Annotated in this window: 14 protein-coding genes, 1 pseudogene and 1 other annotated feature; of the genes and pseudogenes, 1 reads left to right on the top strand and 14 read right to left on the bottom strand. The window is 36.9% G+C overall.

All coding sequences use genetic code 11. The features are described 5' to 3' along the window. Window positions 1-2 precede the first annotated feature (2 nt). The 12 genes from hisS to H1D32_RS18980 all read right to left on the bottom strand — a co-directional run bounded on the left by hisS (window position 3) and on the right by H1D32_RS18980 (window position 13,274). Window positions 3-1,286 carry a histidine--tRNA ligase gene (gene hisS / locus H1D32_RS19035; protein ID WP_261179808.1) on the bottom strand — a complete coding sequence of 428 codons (1,284 nt, stop codon included), beginning with the start codon at window positions 1,284-1,286 and terminating at the stop codon, window positions 3-5. 123 nt (window positions 1,287-1,409) lie between these two features. After that, window positions 1,410-1,668: a binding site (T-box leader), on the bottom strand. Window positions 1,669-1,735: 67 nt separating this feature from the next. Further along, window positions 1,736-1,912 carry an RNA polymerase subunit sigma-70 gene (locus H1D32_RS19030; protein WP_261179807.1) on the bottom strand — a complete coding sequence of 59 codons (177 nt, stop codon included), beginning with the start codon at window positions 1,910-1,912 and terminating at the stop codon, window positions 1,736-1,738. Between the two features lie 197 nt (window positions 1,913-2,109). Continuing rightward, window positions 2,110-2,550, bottom strand: a complete 441-nt coding sequence (dtd, locus tag H1D32_RS19025; RefSeq protein WP_261179806.1) for a D-aminoacyl-tRNA deacylase — start codon at window positions 2,548-2,550, stop codon at window positions 2,110-2,112. 12 nt (window positions 2,551-2,562) lie between these two features. Then, the gene (locus H1D32_RS19020) at window positions 2,563-4,752 is read right to left on the bottom strand and encodes a RelA/SpoT family protein (protein ID WP_261179805.1); all 2,190 of its coding nucleotides are present in this window, start codon (window positions 4,750-4,752) and stop codon (window positions 2,563-2,565) included. 365 nt (window positions 4,753-5,117) lie between these two features. Beyond that, complete coding sequence (locus tag H1D32_RS19015) at window positions 5,118-5,633, bottom strand: adenine phosphoribosyltransferase (protein WP_261180011.1); 516 nt, start codon at window positions 5,631-5,633, stop codon at window positions 5,118-5,120. Between the two features lie 249 nt (window positions 5,634-5,882). Next, window positions 5,883-8,228 carry a single-stranded-DNA-specific exonuclease RecJ gene (gene recJ, locus H1D32_RS19010; RefSeq protein ID WP_261179804.1) on the bottom strand — a complete coding sequence of 782 codons (2,346 nt, stop codon included), beginning with the start codon at window positions 8,226-8,228 and terminating at the stop codon, window positions 5,883-5,885. Window positions 8,229-8,283: 55 nt separating this feature from the next. Continuing rightward, on the bottom strand, window positions 8,284-8,604 hold the full coding sequence (locus H1D32_RS19005; protein ID WP_261179803.1) for a LapA family protein: 321 nt from the start codon (window positions 8,602-8,604) through the stop codon (window positions 8,284-8,286). Window positions 8,605-8,705: 101 nt separating this feature from the next. Then, the gene (locus H1D32_RS19000) at window positions 8,706-9,602 is read right to left on the bottom strand and encodes a cation diffusion facilitator family transporter (protein WP_261179802.1); all 897 of its coding nucleotides are present in this window, start codon (window positions 9,600-9,602) and stop codon (window positions 8,706-8,708) included. 116 nt (window positions 9,603-9,718) lie between these two features. Next, a complete protein-coding gene (gene secF / locus H1D32_RS18995) occupies window positions 9,719-10,642 on the bottom strand; it encodes a protein translocase subunit SecF (protein ID WP_261179801.1) in 924 nt (307 codons plus the stop codon). Next, a complete protein-coding gene (gene secD, locus H1D32_RS18990; protein ID WP_261179800.1) occupies window positions 10,632-11,927 on the bottom strand; it encodes a protein translocase subunit SecD in 1,296 nt (431 codons plus the stop codon). Before secD ends, secF begins: the two co-directional genes overlap by 11 nt. Window positions 11,928-12,127: 200 nt before the next feature. Next, window positions 12,128-12,409: a post-transcriptional regulator gene (locus H1D32_RS18985; RefSeq protein ID WP_261179799.1), complete on the bottom strand. Its 282-nt coding sequence runs from the start codon at window positions 12,407-12,409 to the stop codon at window positions 12,128-12,130. Between the two features lie 379 nt (window positions 12,410-12,788). Beyond that, window positions 12,789-13,274 carry a COG2426 family protein gene (locus tag H1D32_RS18980; protein ID WP_261179798.1) on the bottom strand — a complete coding sequence of 162 codons (486 nt, stop codon included), beginning with the start codon at window positions 13,272-13,274 and terminating at the stop codon, window positions 12,789-12,791. 203 nt (window positions 13,275-13,477) lie between these two features. On the opposite strand from H1D32_RS18980, the gene spoVB reads away from it, so the two are divergent. Further along, the gene (gene spoVB / locus H1D32_RS18975) at window positions 13,478-15,052 is read left to right on the top strand and encodes a stage V sporulation protein B (RefSeq protein WP_261179797.1); all 1,575 of its coding nucleotides are present in this window, start codon (window positions 13,478-13,480) and stop codon (window positions 15,050-15,052) included. Window positions 15,053-15,963: 911 nt separating this feature from the next. Here spoVB and H1D32_RS18970 read toward each other — a convergent pair. After that, a pseudogene (locus H1D32_RS18970) lies at window positions 15,964-16,628 on the bottom strand (DUF421 domain-containing protein). Window positions 16,629-16,840: 212 nt separating this feature from the next. Continuing rightward, on the bottom strand, window positions 16,841-18,130 hold the full coding sequence (locus H1D32_RS18965) for an ArsB/NhaD family transporter (protein ID WP_261180010.1): 1,290 nt from the start codon (window positions 18,128-18,130) through the stop codon (window positions 16,841-16,843). Window positions 18,131-18,263: the final 133 nt, after the last annotated feature.

The raw sequence follows: 18,263 nt of genomic DNA, 5'->3' as shown, positions 1-18,263 counted from the left end.
TATTAATGCCCCCTAGTATTCATCTTTTCTTGTAAATAACTTGTTAGCTCAATTACAGGAACTTCTTTTTGTTCGCCAGTTGCCATTTCTTTGACAACAACTGTGCCTTTTTCTAACTCATTCTCACCAATTATGACAACGAAAGTGGCTTGAAAACGATCAGCCGCCTTCATTTGAGCTTTCATTTTTTTATCAAGATAGTCTTGATCACACGAGAAGCCAGCTTTTCTTAGCTTGAAACTAATATTGGCTGCTTCAATTTTCGCTTCATCGCCCATAGCAATTACGTAGCAATCTAATTTCTCAGTTATCGGTAATGAAATATTTTGAACTTCAAGCGCCATCAATAATCGCTCGATACTTAAGGCAAATCCGATCCCAGGTGTTTCAGGGCCGCCAATTTCTTGAACTAAACCATTGTATCTTCCCCCACCACTTAGTGTCGTTATCGACCCGAAACCATCCCCATCAATCATAATTTCAAAAGCTGTATTATTGTAATAATCTAAACCTCGAACAAGATTTGGATCTACTACAAAAGCGATTTCCATATCAGTTAACAGCTTTTTAACTTTATCAAAATAGATTGTTGACTCTTCATTTAAGTAATCCAAAATGGCTGGAGCCGTTCCCATTAATTCATGATCACGATCTTTTTTACAATCTAATATTCGTAATGGATTTTTTTCTAATCGAGATTGACAATCTGAACAAAACTCTTCAATTCTCGGCTCAAAGTGGTCTATTAGAGCTTTTCGATGAGCATTTCTGCTCTCCGTATCTCCTAAGCTATTGATAACAAGCTTGAGGTTCTTAAGCCCTAATTCGCGATAAAACTCCATGGCTAACGCAATTACTTCAGCGTCAATAGTCGGATCAGCGCTTCCTAACGCCTCTACACCAAATTGGACAAACTGGCGCATTCTTCCTGATTGTGGTCTCTCATAACGAAACATCGGACCAATATAGTAAAGTTTAGTCGGTTGGCTAGGGTTACCAAAAAGTTTATTTTCCACATACGATCTAGCAACAGACGCAGTTCCTTCAGGTCTTAACGTTAAGCTACGTTCACCGCGATCTTCAAAAGTATACATTTCCTTTTGAACGACATCCGTCGTGTCACCTACTCCTCGCAAAAACAATTCAGTATGCTCAAAAATAGGTGTGCGGATTTCTTTATAATTGTAACGTCGACAAAGATCTCTTGCCTTTCCCTCCACAAATTGCCAAAGTTCTACTTTCCCGGGTAATATGTCCTGCGTCCCTCTTGGTATTTTAAAATTCATCCTTACTCCTCCTAAACTAAAATCAACTCTATGTAAAATCCCAAAGCACGTTTCACACTTTAACACGTTATCATAGTTAAGTCTTTTTTTGAGTACAAAAAAACCCCCACCCCTGATATTAATATCAGGGACGAGAGCTTGGATCCCGTGGTGCCACCCTAATTGGACTGTATGTAACATGTAAGTCCCACTTTAGACAGTTAACGCCTGTAGACGTTTTCCCCTACTAAAAGAATAGTTCTACCAAAGTAGACTTAGCTTCTTTCAAGGAAAAACCTAAGGAGTGTTCATTCATTAAGCACTTGGAGAAATGTTTTCAGCCACGACATTTCCTCTCTTACCAAGCAAATCCTTAACTACTATGCTCCATCAAAGGTTGTAAACTTATTAAGTTAATCGTTGTATTCTATCATACGAAGTTACAGTAATCTTGTCAATATCTTTCGAATTTAATTTCTTGATAATTTCTTTTTTAAATCTTTTACACTTCGTAATGAGATCCCATATTCCTCAGCGAGCTCATAATTCGTAGCATTTTGTTCTCTTTGAATAAAGTCATGAAAGTCAACTCCAATTAGTTGATGATGTCCATTTCCTGTTCCTGTTTGTTTACTTCCCGCTCTCATATTCGACTTCCTTTCATTACAAACTCTTTTCCCTTATCATGTCCATTTTTCCAAATAAAAAAACCTAACTTTGGCAAAGTTAGGTTTTTTTATTTGGAGTTTTGAGTTTTGAATTTTGAGATTTGAGTTTTTTTAGCAGAGCTTCGAAGCTTATTGCACAAACTCATAACTCAACACTCTTAACTCATAACTGCATTTTATTTACTTTCAACTATCAACGTAACTGGTCCGTGATTTAATAGCTGAACGTCCATCATGGCACCGAAAATACCCGTTTCTACCTTGACGCCTTTTTCACGAAACTTTTCATTTAATAGATGATATAGTCTTTCGGCGATCTCTGGTTTGGCAGCATTCATAAAATTTGGTCGTCTCCCTTTTCGGCAGTCACCATATAGCGTAAATTGAGAAATTGATAATATTTGACCACCTACATCCAATAGGGACAAATTCATTTTCCCTGCCTCGTCCTCAAACACCCGTAGATTTACAATTTTTTCAGCAAGAAAATCAACATCCGCTTCAGTATCCTCATGAGTAATACCGACTAATAGCATAAAACCAAACTCGATCTGGCCAACTATTTTTTCATCAACAACTACACTTGCTTGTTTCGTTCTTTGTACAACTACTCTCACTTTTTTACTCCTTTAATGCATAATTCTGCGTACAGAATAAATATCGCGAATTCGTTTTATTCGATCAACGACTTTTTGCAAATGATCAACATTATGAATGGAAATCGTCATCAAGATGGTTGCCATTTTATTTTTGTCAGATCTTCCTGAAACAGCATTTATGTTTGTCCTTGTTTCTGTTACAGCTTGAAGAACTTCGTTTAAAAGCCCGCGACGATCATATCCTGAGATCTCAATATCAACGTTATAGTTTTTGGTCTCTTGATTGTTACCTTCCCATTCAACAGGAAGCAATCTTGTTTGGTCATCATCAGCGCTTACGTTTGTACAATCCGCTCTATGGATCGACACACCTCGCCCCTTGGTAATAAAACCGATAATTTCATCTCCAGGAACAGGGTTACAGCACTTTGATAAACGGATTAAGAGATTGTCTATCCCCTTCACTCTGACACCAATATTGGTTTTCTTTGTTGGGGTATATTTCTTTATATCAGAAACACGTTCCGATAATGTTTGATCTTCCAATTCTTGACCACGTTTTTTTCGGATTTTTTCCGTTAATCTAGTGGCTATTTGAGCAGCGGTAATACCGTTATAGCCTACAGCTGCATACATGTCTTCCTCACCTTGGAAATTAAACTTATTGGCCACTAAATCAATATTCTCAGTTGTTAATACTTCCTTAGGCTCAATTCCATGTTTTTTAATTTCTTTTTCAACTAGATCTCTGCCCTTTGCAACATTTTCATCGCGACGTTCTTTTTTGAACCATTGGCGGATCTTATTTTTTGCATGAGAACTTTGTGTTATTTTAATCCAATCTTGGCTAGGACCGTATGAATGCTTTGAAGTGAGTACCTCTACAATATCTCCTGTTTTCAAACGGTGGTCTAGTGTTACCATTTTTCCATTCACTTTTGCACCAATACAACGATTTCCGATTTCTGTATGGATTCGGTAGGCAAAATCCAAAGGAACAGATCCTGCAGGTAATTCAATAACATCACCTTTTGGTGTGAATACAAAAACAGTATCAGAAAACAAGTCAATTTTTAAGGATTCCATAAATTCTTGAGCATCATTGGCATCATTTTGCCATTCGAGTATTTCTCTAAACCAAGTCATTTTCTTTTCCAACGATTGACCGGCAGAAACTGCCTTGCCTTCTTTATAAGCCCAATGAGCCGCTACCCCAAATTCAGCAATTTTGTGCATTTCCTCAGAGCGTATTTGGACTTCTAGTGGATCACCTTTAGGACCAATGACTGTCGTATGAAGTGATTGATACATATTAGCCTTTGGCATCGCAATATAATCTTTAAAACGACCAGGCATAGGCTTCCAACAAGTATGAATCACACCTAAAACCGCATAACAATCCTTGATATTTTCCACGATAATTCTTACTGCTAATAAATCATAAATTTCGTTAAACTGCTTATTTTGGAGGGCCATCTTCCGGTAAATACTATAAATATGCTTAGCTCGACCGTGAATATTCGCTTTTACATCGACCTCTTCTAAGCGTTCTTCAATTTTTTTCACGAGCTCATTGATATAGTCCTCACGTTCAGCACGCTTTTTCTTCATTAAATTTACAATTCTATAGTATTGCTGTGGATTTAAGTAGCGTAATGCTGTATCCTCAAGCTCCCACTTAATGGTTGATATTCCCAAGCGATGTGCTAGTGGAGCAAATATTTCCAACGTTTCATTTGCAATTCTTCTTTGCTTTTCTGCTGGCAAATGTTTTAATGTCCGCATATTATGAAGACGATCGGCAAGCTTAATTAAAATCACCCGAATATCTTTAGCCATGGCCACAAACATTTTTCTGTGGTTTTCAGCTTGCTGTTCTTCTTGAGATTTATATTTAATCTTACCTAACTTTGTGACTCCATCTACCAACATTGCTACTTCATCACTAAATTCTTTTCGTAACTGATCTAAAGTTACCTCGGTATCTTCGACTACATCATGTAAAAATGCAGCAGCAATCGTATCAGGGTCCAGTTCCAATTCAATTAATATTTCAGCAACTTGAATTGGGTGAAGGATATATGGCTCACCTGACTTGCGGTATTGTTCTCCATGAGCTTGATTGGCAAACTCATAGGCCTTATTTAAAAATTCTACATCTTTATCTGAAAGATAAGAACGCGCTTTGTCTAATACTTGTTCGATCAATGGAATCACCATCACCTTACAGCCTTTAATATATTTCTTTCTATTATCGTTATAATTTGTGCTTATGTAAAGGGTTTAGAGTGTAAAGTTTAGAGTTTAGAGTTATTTTATGCTTTTGCTTCGAAGATTTCGTAAGAAAGACTTTAAACTCTACACTCTAAACTCTACACTAACAAGAAATGCGCAAGCGCCCTGGGTAGCCCCGACAAGCAAATGTTCTTCGAGAAAAAAAGTGTGCTCTTTCACTTTTTATTCTCGAAGGTTATTTGACCTCGAGGGGCTGGGCGGTGGAGCTAGACATCAAGTACTAAAAACACATATACTTTATTAATCTTTAAAAGAAAGGAGCGCTCCATTAGAGCACTCTCAACTTATTTTTACGCATACTGGGTTAATGAGAAAACCTCATATTTACTTAGTTTTTCACGACCATCTAAATAAGTTAGTTCGATCATAAAAACAATCCCAGCGACAATTCCACCTGATTCTTCTACCATTTTCACTGTTGCTTCAATTGTTCCACCAGTTGCTAAAAGGTCATCTGCAATTAACACACGTTGCCCTGGCTTAATTGCGTCTTTGTGAATAGTAAGAGTATCTTTCCCGTACTCTAAACCATACTCTACTTGAATCACTTCTCTTGGAAGCTTTCCTGCTTTACGAACCGGAACGAACCCTACTTCAAGAGCATAAGATATTGGACAACCTACAACAAATCCACGTGCTTCAGGACCAACGACTACATCGATGTTCTTGTCTTTCGCGAATTCAGCCATTGCGTCGATTGCATGCTTATATACCTCTCCATTTTCCATTAAGGTTGTGATGTCTTTGAAACGAATTCCTTCCTTCGGGTAATCTGGGACAATGGTAATATACTCTTTAAAATCCATCTTCATGTTTCCTCCTAATTGTATAAACGACAAGCTTAAGTAACGAGCTGATAAGAAAAGCGCAGAGCGCCCTGGGTAGCCAAGCAACTTCCTCGAAATACTTCTTCGAGCTTTGCGACGAGTAATCGCAGGAGCAGCGACAAGCAAATGTTCTGACTAGAAAAAAGTGCGTCTTTTCACTTTTTTCCTAGTCAGGTTATTTGACCTCGAGGGGCTGGGTGCCGGAGCTAGACATTACCTATTAAAGTTTTATGCCTTCTTCCTTATAGAAAAGATTTTTTCAAACCATTCTTTTAATTCATTATAAGAAGAATAGTACAAGTCATTTTCTAATTTTGCTTGTTCCTGCTTTCGTTTGTATGTTTTTGAATGATTAAGATCTTTTTTCTCAATATTTGTAGAAAGCGAAATAAGTCCGTTGTTTATTGTAACAAATTCTAAATCAAAAAACACCTTTACCATAAAATCAATTGTGTCAGTAGACCAACCTTTATGTTTTGCTAACTGTGAGCCGTGTTTCTTCAAATCAAATGTTTGTTGCTTTGTTAAGAAACCATAGAACCATTTAAAGTGTTCTCTCGAAGGAATCGTTGTAAAGAAATGATTCTCATTATGATGAAAGATCGGATATATTCTATCTGGTTTTTGATTTCTTGCAAAAACATTTTCTATTTGAGCTTTTTCAAAAGGTAAATCTAAGATAAATACATATTTTCCTGTTAAATCTAGGTTTGGTGTCTCGACATCATAAGGAATATGAACGAATTGATATTTTTCTTCAATATTTAGAGTTTCTATAGTTGTTTCATCAAAGTAGATACAGACAACCTTTTCTGTTGGTAAATGACGGTGTCGTTTAAAACCTCCGCTTCCACGACAATCAAACAATTGCCACTCGTTCACTGCTAGATCATCTAACATTATCTGTGGTTTACAGTTACCATTCCATTCATTTATTGAGAGTGTTCCAACCGCTGAGACTTGTGCTGCTAAAGAGATTTCCTCATATAGATGGCCAAGGTTGAAACCTACACAATCGATAGTGTTCCCATTTTCCTCTAAAAGCATTTTCAAATGGTTCTCTTCACTGCCAATTCTCTTCATTTGTGACAAATTAACACGATCTACCATTACTCGAGGTGTTGGATTACTAACACCAAAAGGAGCAAGCAAACTCATCTCCTCAATGATCGGTATCGTGATATCCGATAAGGAAACTTCAATATCGACATTTGTAATTGGAACATAGTCAGATTCAGTTAAAATTTCACTTGCTAGTACATTCAAACGCGATCTTAATTCTTCTACATCAGCAACTTTCATTGTTAAACCGGCTGCCATTGGATGCCCACCAAAATGTGGAAGAATATCACGAGATTCTGATAAGTTTTTAAACATATCGAAGCCCTCAATACTACGCGCTGATCCTTTAGCTAACCCTTTTTCCTTATCAATCGTCATGACAATTGTTGGCCGGTAGTATTTTTCCACTAGTCTCGAAGCTACAATCCCTATTACTCCGGCATTCCAACCTTCTTTAGCGACAATTAATACTTTATGCTCGTCTAGAGTCTTGTAATGTTCCTCAACCATCTCAATTGCTTCGTTCGCAATTTCGTTGACAATTCCTTGTCTTGTCTTATTTAGCTCATCAATCTCAATTGCCATTTCCTCAGCTAGTAATCGATCCTCACAAACTAACAACTCTACAGCCGGCGTGGCTGAATCAAGTCTTCCAGCTGCATTTATTCTTGGACCAATTCCAAAACCAACATGGTCTGCGTTTAACTCTTTATCAATCATCCCTGTTATTTTTTTTAACGCTTGTAAACCTGGGCGATTTGATTTTTCTAATGCTCGAATCCCTTTTTTCGCAATAAGACGATTTTCATCTACTAATGGGACTAAGTCCGCAATCGTACCAATGACAGCAATGTCTAATAAGTCTTCTGGAGCTTGTCCTAATAAGGCATGAGCTAATTTAAAAGCGACCCCAACCCCAGCTAATCCTTTAAAAGGATATAAACAATCTTCTTGTTTTGGATTTACGATCGTTAACGCATTCGGCAGCACTGGTGGCGGTTCGTGATGATCTGTCACAATAAAGTCCAGACCAATTTCCATTGCCACATTTGCCTCATGAACAGCCGAAATTCCAGTATCAACGGTTATAACTAATGAATACCCTTCAGCCTTCGCTCTTCTTAGTGCAGGCTCATTAGGGCCATACCCCTCAGTAAAGCGATTAGGAATATAAAAGTTAAAATCCGCTTCTAACCGTTTCAGAGTAAGGATCATAACTGCCGTGCTGCTTACTCCATCGGCATCATAATCCCCAAAAATTAATATTTTTTCTTTATTTTCAATAGCTTGCATTATTCGTTCTGTTGCTTGTCGCATTCCCTTCATCAAAAAAGGGTCATGGAACTCCGTTTTTTCTATATATAAGAACTTTCGAGCTTCCTCAACTGAAGTAATCCCTCTGTTTAAAAGTAAATTTGCCACGAGTGGCGATATTTTTAGTTCCGTGACAAACTGTTGTTCTAAGGAATGGCCTCCTCCTTCTACTTTCCATCTTTTCTTCGATCTTAGCATGAAATACCACACCCCTAACCTATATAGTATACAAGAGGTTAGAGAGTGTGGCAATTCATGTTTTTGGATTCGAGTCGCTATTATTATTTTGTATTTTGGCCTGTTCTTTCTTCGTGTTACTACTTTTTCTTTTCAGATCTTCATGCTCTAATTGAAGCTTTTTTAGTTTTGATTTCAGCCCATAAAATTGATATAAACCCACTCCGCCTACCAATAACGCGCCCATTAAAACTGAACTAATAATTACAATCACAAGAGGCCACTGAGCAGTGCCAAACATGTAGTTTACAGTTACTACCTCCATGTTAATTACCGCAAAAATAGTAATTAGTAATGCAACAACCAAACCAAGAATTAACCCCGATTGCCCTCTCAATTGATCAACTCCTTATTAGTTTTGAGTGTTGAGTTTTTTGCAAAGTAGTGCTTCGAAGCATTGCTGTCACAAACTCTAGACTCTACACTCAAAACTCTAAACTACTCTGAAAATGGATTAATGTGGATGCGAACATCTTGGACATGTTCTATTTTTACTAACTCAGCTTTTACTTTTTTGCCAATCGCATGACCTTCTTCAACTGTTATGTGGGGATCAACAGAAATTTTAATATCAATAATAACGTAATGACCATGCTCACGCGCTAAGAATTCGTCGATTTTTAAAACCCCATCGACATTTAAGGCTGTTTCACGCATTTCAACCGTATCCTCATCGTGAAGCACATGATCCAATGCATTGTGAATCGATTGTTTTCCTAGTCCCCAAGCCATTTTTAAAATAAGACCTGCTACAAAAATTCCAGCCAAAGGATCAGCGTAAACTAACCACGGAACGCCAATATAGCCTCCCAATATGGATGCACCAATCCCGATTAAAGCAGCAATTGACGAAAAAACATCAGAGCGATGATGCCAAGCATCTGTTATTAAAGCCTCACTACGATATTTTTTCCCTAACCGGTATTTGTAACGGAACATCAATTCTTTGACAACAATTGAAAAAATAACAGCATAGATGGCAATAATCCCTGGAACCTCAATTGGTTCATTCAAAGATTTAATTGCAGATAGAGCAATTTCGAAACCAACAATAAATAGTAAAACTGCTACTATGATGGCCGCAATGGACTCAGCTTTTCCGTGACCATAGGGATGATCTTCATCTGGTGGTAATTTTGCGGCCCTAACACCGATCAACACTGCGACAGACCCAACCACATCAGAGGCCGAATGGACCGCATCTGCAACTAGCGCTCTACTGCCAGCTAACCAACCAATGACACCTTTAATTAAAGCCAAGATAATATTTCCGATTATCCCTACCCAAGCGGCAAATTGTACTTGTTGATACCGCTCGTCTTTTACATCATTCATTTAATCACCTATTTCTTAATTAGTACCCAATCTAATATGTAGCCAAACCAGAACTTCATGGTATCAAAGAGAAAATAAACCGTGGCTTATTCTCACCACGGTTTAACCTACTACTATTATGCTTCATTCTCAGTTATTTTAAAGCGCTTTTTTTGTAAACTTTTACTTTTCCAAACTAGCCATAATTGTGCTGCAATAAATAGCGATGAATATGTTCCTGCTACCAATCCTACTAGTAAAGCAAAGGAGAACGTACGGATCGCTTCGCCACCAAAGATAAGTAGGGCTGCTGCCGCAAAAACAACTGTTAATACGGTATTAATCGAACGCGCTAACGTTTGGATTAAGCTTTTGTTCACAACTCGTGCTAGATCTTCAAACCCTCTAACCTTCTTTTCGTAGCTTAGATTTTCTCTAATCCGGTCAAAGGTTACAATTGTATCGTTAATGGAGTACCCTACAATTGTCAGGACCGCTGCAATGAACGGCAAGTTCACTTCCATTTGCGTAATACTAAAAATTGTAATAATGAAAAACGCATCGTGAAGTAAAGCAACAATAGCTGCGACACCATATAACAGTTCAAAGCGGATAGTTACGTAGATAACTATACCAATCGATGCAAAGATGACCGAGTAAAAGGCATTCCTTGCAAGTTCACGACCGATCGTAGGTGTTACCGTACTAATATTAGGCTCAGCACCAAATTGTTCATTAAAGTGGCGTTGTACTTTAAGAATTTCGTCTTGAGTTAAGACACCAATAAAAGTAGCATAAGCCATTTCACTACGGTCCCCAGCTAAAAGTACATTATCAGGAGTTAAACCAATTTCAGCAAACTCATTATTAACAATTTCAGCAGTTAAGGTTTCGCCACTTAAGAGCTCAATCTTTGTCCCACTATTAAAATCAATGCCTAAATTTAAACCAACAGTCGAAAGTAAAATAACTCCCGTTAGTACAAGTAGAGCTGAGAAGATAAAGAACTTTTTACGATGTTTTACAAAATCTAGTTTTGAATCTCCAAAATTAAAGTTCACTTATTTCACTCTCCTTTACCCCAAATAAGCCTGGTTTCTTATTCAAAATTCTACTGTTTACCCATAAACCTAAAAGGAGTCGTGAACCGTAAACTGCTGTTAAAAAGCTTGTTAAGATACTTACAATTAACATGACTGCAAATCCTTGCACGGCCATTGTTCCAAAATAGAACAAGACAGATGCTGCTAAAATGGTTGTAATGTTAGCATCTAGGATGGTTGATAGAGAACGACGGCTCCCCGCTTTGAAAGCAGACATTGTCGTCTTTCCTGTGCGAAGCTCGTCCTTAATTCGTTCGTACGTAATAATATTTGCATCGACCGCCATACCTACTCCTAGAATTAATGCGGCAATCCCAGGAAGCGTAAGAACTGCATTCATCCAATTAAAGACTACAAGTACAAGGTATATGTAGAAAGATAGTGTAATAACTGCAATCATTCCCATAAAACGGTAGTAAATTAACATATAGAGAAAAATTAAGGCTACACCAATAAACCCAGCATAGATTGTCATCTCCATTGCTTTTTCACCAAGAGCCGCACCTACTGAATTCGAATACACTTCCTCTAACTTTACTGGCAGGGAACCTGCATTTAGGACATCGGCTAAAAATTGAGCTTCTTCTAAAGTAAATGTTCCTTCAATAACTACGTTTGTTGTATTCAGTACATTTCTTACAGTTGGAGCCGAGATAAACTTCCTCTCTGATTCCGGTTTTTGCATTTCCTGCATAAATGAGTCGCCTTCTTGAAAGTCCATCCAAATAACAAGCTGACTTCCTAACACAGCCGGATCACTTGTAACTTGACCAAATTTCGCTGCATCATTTAAGGTAACGGCAACCCATGGTTGGTTAGTCTGACTAAAAGTAACATTTGCTCCACCTTGTTTAAGATCAGCACCATCAAGCATCAAATTATCATTAATATCTCGAAATGATAATTGTGCTTCTGTTGAGAGAAGCTCACGAGCTGTTTGTTGATCTTCGACACCAGCAAGCTGAACCCTAATTCGGTTTTCACCTTCAATCGATACATTCGGCTCAGAAACCCCAATAACGTTAATCCGCTGGTTAAGCGCTGTTACTGTCGTTTTTAAAGCCTCATCGTCTATTATATCTCCTTCATGAGCAGGAAAGACTTCATACAAAACCTCAAACCCACCTTGAAGGTCTAAGCCAAGCTTAATTTCTTTTGCAACATCCATTACCGTTGTGACAACAAGCGTTGCAAGAAGAGCTACAATTAGAAAAAAAGCTACAATACGACCTTTTTTAACCATCTTCAGTAATGCCTCCTTGTTTTAAAACTAGCTATGTATATAAAAATTAGAATGTAGAATGTAGAATGTAGAATTTTTCATCTAAGTTCTACATTTTACATTCTACATTAAAAAAGCTTGTCCGTATATTTACAACATTTCAATTATAGCGATGCTTTGTTTCCACTGTCAATTTCATTCGTCAAATCTACCATTTTGACTTACCAATTAGGCGGTTCTTCCGATGTAAACCAATTAGGCGCTTTATACGCTCCTACCGTAAGCCATGTCATATAGTCATTTACCTTTAGCGTAAGAATAACACTCACTAAATGATTAATTTGCACAAATTTCTTCTCTTTACGAAGCTTAGCAAGGACACATTCCCAAAGCTCCTCTTCTGTTGCACGATCGTAGCCTAACATATGAAATTCCTCGACTTTACTAGTTAATGCAGGCATGACATCGTCTTTCCAAACTTCAAATTGCTGTTGCTCTACCATGACAAGTCCCCCTTTATATGAAAAGTGCCGACCCAAAATGACTAGACACCTTCCTAAGTTCAAAGAATTTAAGCTTTCTATCTATTAAAAAAAGAGCAAAGCTCAATGTTAAGCAACACAAGTCGTGTAAGACATTAAATAGTCTAATAAATTTTGAACTCGTGGCTAGACTGATGCTCATTTTAAAAGGCTATTTTTCGGAAAGTTGTACTTTCGTAAAAATCCCAAAATCCGGATTTTTACACAACATACTAAGATTACATTACTTATTTAGTAAGTATTGCTCTTTTCTTACTTAACTTAATGAGTTATATCTTCATCTAAGGGATTTTCCAAATATTTCAGTTTAGAAGCACCAATGTTTTAGAAAAGAGCCTTATTAAAAGATCGCATATACAAACAAACTTACACCAACACCTGCAATGACAACACCCGTTGTTATCGCAAGAAAAGCTTTACGAAATGGAATAAAAAAGAGAATGGATGCCAAACATGCTGTCCATGCCCCAGTTGTTGGTAGGGGAACAGCGGTAAATAAAATTAATCCTAGCGCCCCGTATTTTTCAACATTAGCACTCTTATTCATCGTTCGATTATATAACCAATCAAAAAAGCGTTTATAAATTGGGAACCTCATTAAAAACGTACTTAATGGACGAAACAAGATTAAGATTGGAATGATAGGCAAAATATTACCTAAAATACTATAAAAAAGTGCCTCTCCGTAAGATAATCCAGCTAAGAAGGCAAAAGGTAGGCCCCCCCTTAATTCAAGTATCGGCATTGCTGAAATGACAACTACTATTAACTCCGTTGGTAAAAAACTTAAATGCTCAACTAAAAAATTCTGAAAACTCTCTTTCAATTCATAACTCTCCTTTTATGTAGTTTTGAGTGTTGAGTTTTGAGGTTTGAGTTAGTTTAGCATGGCTTCGAAGAATTACTAAAATTAACTCATAACTCAGAACTCAAAACTGATTTTATAGAACTTGTCATGCTTTGTCCCCTATTAAGCATATAAATAATTACGGAAAATATCCATCATTTTTTAGAAGGTAGGGGTTAGTTGTGAGCAAACAAAGCTTTCTGCAAGGTGCATTTATACTAATTATAGCCGGACTTGTCGTTAAAATCCTAGGATTTGTTAATAAAATTGTTGTAGCCAGAATTATGGGCGCTGAGGGTGTAGGCCTTTATTCAATGGCCGTTCCAACATTGCTCCTAGTAATTACGATTACCCAAATAGGGCTCCCTGTTGCGATTTCTAAGCTAGTTGCCGAAGCCGAGGCTGTAAATGATCGCAAAAAAATCAAACAAATCTTAGTCGTTTCTCTTGCCACTACAGGTACTTTAAGTATTATTTTCACTTTAGGAATGATCGGCTTCGCTCCAATTATATCAAAATATTTCCTTACAGATGCAAGGGTTTTTTATCCATTAATAGCTATATCACCAATCGTTCCCATTGTCGCACTATCTTCTGTTCTAAGAGGATATTTCCAGGGTAGACAAAATATGAAGCCTTCAGCTTACTCACAAGTTATCGAACAGGTTGTGCGAATTACTCTTGTCGCTCTTTTAACAACTGCTTTTTTACCTTATGGGATCGAATATGCTGCTGCCGGAGCAATGATTTCCGTTGTTATTGGCGAATTAGCGTCTTTAGTTTATATGTTAACGATGTTCAAGTTGAAAAAAAGAATTAAGGTTAGAAGGAACTTCTTTGGAGAGTTAAGAGAAGGTAAAAGAACATTCAATGACTTAATGGCAGTTGCTTTACCGACTACCGGAAGCCGTTTAATAGGTTCTATTACATTTTTCTTTGAACCAATTGTTGTGTCGCAAAGTTTAGCAATTGCTGGAGTGACTACAGTGATTGCCACTAAACAATACGGGGAATTGGCTGGCTTTGCTATCCCATTACTATTTTTACCTACTTTTATTACATATTCATTATCAGTCTCCCTTGTCCCGGCAATTAGTGAGGCTGCTGCCGGAAAACAATATAAATTAATTCACCATCGTCTCTCCCAAGCGCTTCGTTTGGCGTTAGTATCAGGAGGTATATCGTGTGTCATTCTTTATGTATTTGCAGTACCTATTATGGATTTAATGTATAACGCACCTACGGTTGCTACTTATATAAAAATAATGGCACCTTTTAGTATCTTTTTATATTTTCAAGGCCCACTACAAGCTGCTCTTCAAGCACTTAACTTAGCCAAGGCTGCGATGGTTAATAGTTTAATAGGTGCAGTCGTCAAAATTAGCGCAGTGTTTGTTCTAGCGTCACGCCCAGAATTAGGGATTATGGGGGCTGCTCTAGCCATTGTTGCTGGATTTATGCTCGTAACTCTACTCCATTTCGCTACGCTTGTAAAAACAATTTCTTTTACATTACACGTTCGTGAGTTTTTAAAAGCAGGTATTTGCATTTTGCTAAGCGCTTGGCTAGCAACCTTTCTTTATAATCATGCGTTTTTGGAGCACAGTATCTTATCGAAAACTTTGCTAGCAATTTCTATCGTCGGAATTAGCTATGTATTTTTACTTATGGTATTCGGATTAATCAAGAAAGAGGAAATGCGTAGGGTGCCTTTCGTTGGTCATTGGTTGTCCCACTTTATTATAAGTAAAAACTAAATCAAAAATAAAAACCGGTTCTGTTTCCTATCGCAAAACGTCAATTTGCACAGGAAAATGCAAACAAAAATGTAACCATTTTTGTACTATAAAATATAGGGCGACTTGTAGGGCTAGAGAGACTAAAAAAATTAGAAATAGCAAGGGTTTATACCCTTGCTATTTGCTTTAATTGCTATTTCTTCGGATTACAAATTATGATTTTTGCTCATTAAGATGTTTGCAAACCATTTCCGCCTTCTCCGTATCGATTTTTGTTAGGTATGAGAATGAATAGGCGGAGAATTTCCTGCTAATTTATATAGGAGACGCTTAAGAAGCGGAAATAGGCGGAGATATTCCGATTACCTGCTCTAAATAAGAAAAAATCTAAAGATTTGGATAATATAAACGGAAAAACTACCCTTATTTTTAAGGAAATACGGGTATTTCCCAGTTTAGCCGGAATTTTACCGTTTATTTTTCTGTAACATCAGTTATAACAGAGCCTCACCTTAATAAAAACAACAATATTTATCTGTATATCTCAATTTGCAAGTAAAAATGTAGTGTATTTTGCTGCGGTACACAGGCTATTGTACCCCAACATTTTAATATACAAAATGCACTACAAATTCTCCCGAAGTAAATATCGATATCCCTTTTCATCAACAAAAATAGACCTCCAAATTACCATACAATTTGAAGGTCATTTTGCATTACATTTTTAATGTTTGCGATAGGTAACGGAACCCGTTACAAAAATAACGCTCTTTTACTAAAAGATTGTTGCTATTAGCTTTTAGGTCGGAACCAAGCGAATGCTTGGTTCCGACCTAAAAGCAACAAAGTTTACGAAAACATCCGAAATAAAAGAGGCTTCTTCATAAGTTAGCTTACGCTAACTTATGAAGAAGCCTCTTTTCACTTTTTTAATCCTTTAAATCCACATAAAAAGTTTGATTATCATTTAAGGAGCAATAGGATATTTTTTTTATGTCTTTGTATCCTAGTTTGCGCAGCTCTTGCCTTAACCATAAGGGAGTTTTTTCAATTTTTTCCAGATGATCTGTTTGTACTTTGCCATCCAAAACTAATGGTAGAGGTAAATTTACGGTAGCTGCATAGTCTGGATCCTTCTTTTCTCGTTCTGTTTTTTCAATGACGGAAAGTTTCCCTGAAGGTTCTAGGATAGCAAACTCTACGTCAGACAACCTTCTAATGTTACTTTGTCTTAGTTGAATCATTAAATCGTCAAAATTGTACCGTTGCTTTTTCATTTCATCCTCATCTATTTTGCCTTTATTAATCAAAACTGAGGGCTTTCCATCAATCATTTTTCTTAATTTTTCACTCTTTAACGATACCCATGCCAAGAAATTTGAATGATACACAAAATCAAAATCGGAACAATGGTATTCATCATTGGAACCCGAACATTTTCAATCGAGATTACAGCTAATTCTGCGATCATAATCGATACAACGAAATCTAATATTGACAATTGTCCTATTTCTCGCTTTCCCATAAAACGTAAAACGAGCAAAATGATAAAGTAAATTAGTATCGTTCTTAGGATAATGGTCGAATAATCCACGCAATGATCGCCTCCTATTCGTTTAACGACCGAACTACTTGCGTTGGTGTTAGCTATTTTCTCTTAGTTTGACCATTTTTGGATAAAAAATTGGTTAAAGAAAATGGAAAAAAGTTTAAAGTGTAAAGTTTAGAGTTTAGAGTTTAGAATTGCTCTGTCTTACTTCGAAGCAATGCAAAACAACTTTAAACTTAATACTCTACACTTTAAACTCAATAAAAGTAAATTAAATATCGAAAGTAAATATAGATACTAGAAATAACAAATGAAACTAATGCAACAGGTGCGCCTACTTTTAAGAACTCCCAATAGCTAAACCCTTGATTAGCACGAGCAGCTAATCCAGCAACGATTACATTGGAGGTTGCACCAATTAATGTCGCATTTCCACCTAAACAAGCTCCTAAAGCTAAAGCCCACCATAAAGGATCTAAATTTGTCATCCCATAATTTTCAAACTCTACAATAACTGGAATCATTGCTGCTACAAAAGGAATATTATCTACAAACCCCGATAAAATCCCTGATGCCCACAAAATTAACATAGCGGTTTTCGGAAGATCACCATCTGTATAATAGATGATCGATTTAGCAATTTCATCAATAATTCCAACCTCTTTTAAGCCACCTACGAGCATAAATAAACCGATAAAGAAAAATAATGTGACCCATTCCACCGATTTAAAAACTTCCTCAACTTGTTGTTCTTGGTGGGTTAAGAGAAGTAATAACAAAGCACCAGCCATTGCCACACTTGTAAGTTCTACCGCTAAAATCGGCTGAAGGATAAACCCTACAGTAGTTATTATGAGTACTGATACTGATTTTAAAAGTAATGGTTTATTCTTTAGGTATCTAGTCGCTGTTACATCCATTAATTTCAGACGATTTTCTTCAGTGACACGAAGTTTGTTCCCATAAAAATACGCCATTGCAACAATTATTACAGCAAAGATAATGATAACCACAGGACCTAGGTGAAGTAAGAATGCATTAAAATTTAAATGTTCTACGGCTTGCCCAATCATAAGATTAGGGGGGTCACCGATTAGGGTCGCAGTTCCGCCAATATTAGAAGCCAAGATAGTCATCAATAAATAAGGTATTGCCGAGATGTTTAACAATCTTGTTAATGTTAGGACGATAGGTACGATTAACAGTACTGTCGTAACATTGTTTAAAAAAGCAGACCCGACTCCAGTAATTAACGAGACAACTATTAATAACGGAATTGGTTTGCCTTTTACCTTTTTCGCCACAGTGATAGCGATATACTCAAAAAATCCACTTTGACTAGTGATTGATACTAGAATCATCATTGAAAGCAGCAAGGTTATTGTATGCCAATCTATATGATGAATAAATGCAGAATCTAAATCAAGTACTCCAAAAAATAGCATGAGAACTCCACCTAGACAGGCGACTAATGCTCTATTTAGTTTTTCAGATATTATCAGGGCGTAGCTAATGATAAATATGATAAAGGCAAAGGTTAGTTGCATCATGATCCCCTTTCATGAAATCCATTGTTACATTGTATGAAGGGTTTGTCTTATTTAGAAGTTTTGAGTGTTGAGTATGAGTTATAAGTTAGGGTGCGACCTCATATTAAAACTCAAAATTCAACACTCTTAA

This window comes from Anaerobacillus sp. CMMVII (assembly GCF_025377685.1).
Lineage (GTDB): Bacteria > Bacillota > Bacilli > Bacillales > Anaerobacillaceae > Anaerobacillus.
Note: the sequence above shows the minus strand (reverse complement) of the source record. Positions and strands in the feature narration are given on the sequence as shown.

Excerpts from the sequence above, each read along its gene's own strand:
- H1D32_RS19020 (WP_261179805.1), bottom strand. The coding sequence starts at position 4,752 with ATGGTGATTCCATTGATCGAACAAGTATTAGACAAAGCGCGTTCTTAT.
- H1D32_RS18985 (WP_261179799.1), bottom strand. The coding sequence starts at position 12,409 with ATGGTAGAGCAACAGCAATTTGAAGTTTGGAAAGACGATGTCATGCCT.
- H1D32_RS19000 (WP_261179802.1), bottom strand. The coding sequence starts at position 9,602 with ATGAATGATGTAAAAGACGAGCGGTATCAACAAGTACAATTTGCCGCT.
- hisS (WP_261179808.1), bottom strand. The coding sequence starts at position 1,286 with ATGAATTTTAAAATACCAAGAGGGACGCAGGACATATTACCCGGGAAA.
- H1D32_RS18965 (WP_261180010.1), bottom strand. The coding sequence starts at position 18,130 with ATGCAACTAACCTTTGCCTTTATCATATTTATCATTAGCTACGCCCTG.
- H1D32_RS19030 (WP_261179807.1), bottom strand. The coding sequence starts at position 1,912 with ATGAGAGCGGGAAGTAAACAAACAGGAACAGGAAATGGACATCATCAA.
- secD (WP_261179800.1), bottom strand. The coding sequence starts at position 11,927 with ATGGTTAAAAAAGGTCGTATTGTAGCTTTTTTTCTAATTGTAGCTCTT.
- recJ (WP_261179804.1), bottom strand. The coding sequence starts at position 8,228 with ATGCTAAGATCGAAGAAAAGATGGAAAGTAGAAGGAGGAGGCCATTCC.
- H1D32_RS19015 (WP_261180011.1), bottom strand. The coding sequence starts at position 5,633 with ATGGATTTTAAAGAGTATATTACCATTGTCCCAGATTACCCGAAGGAA.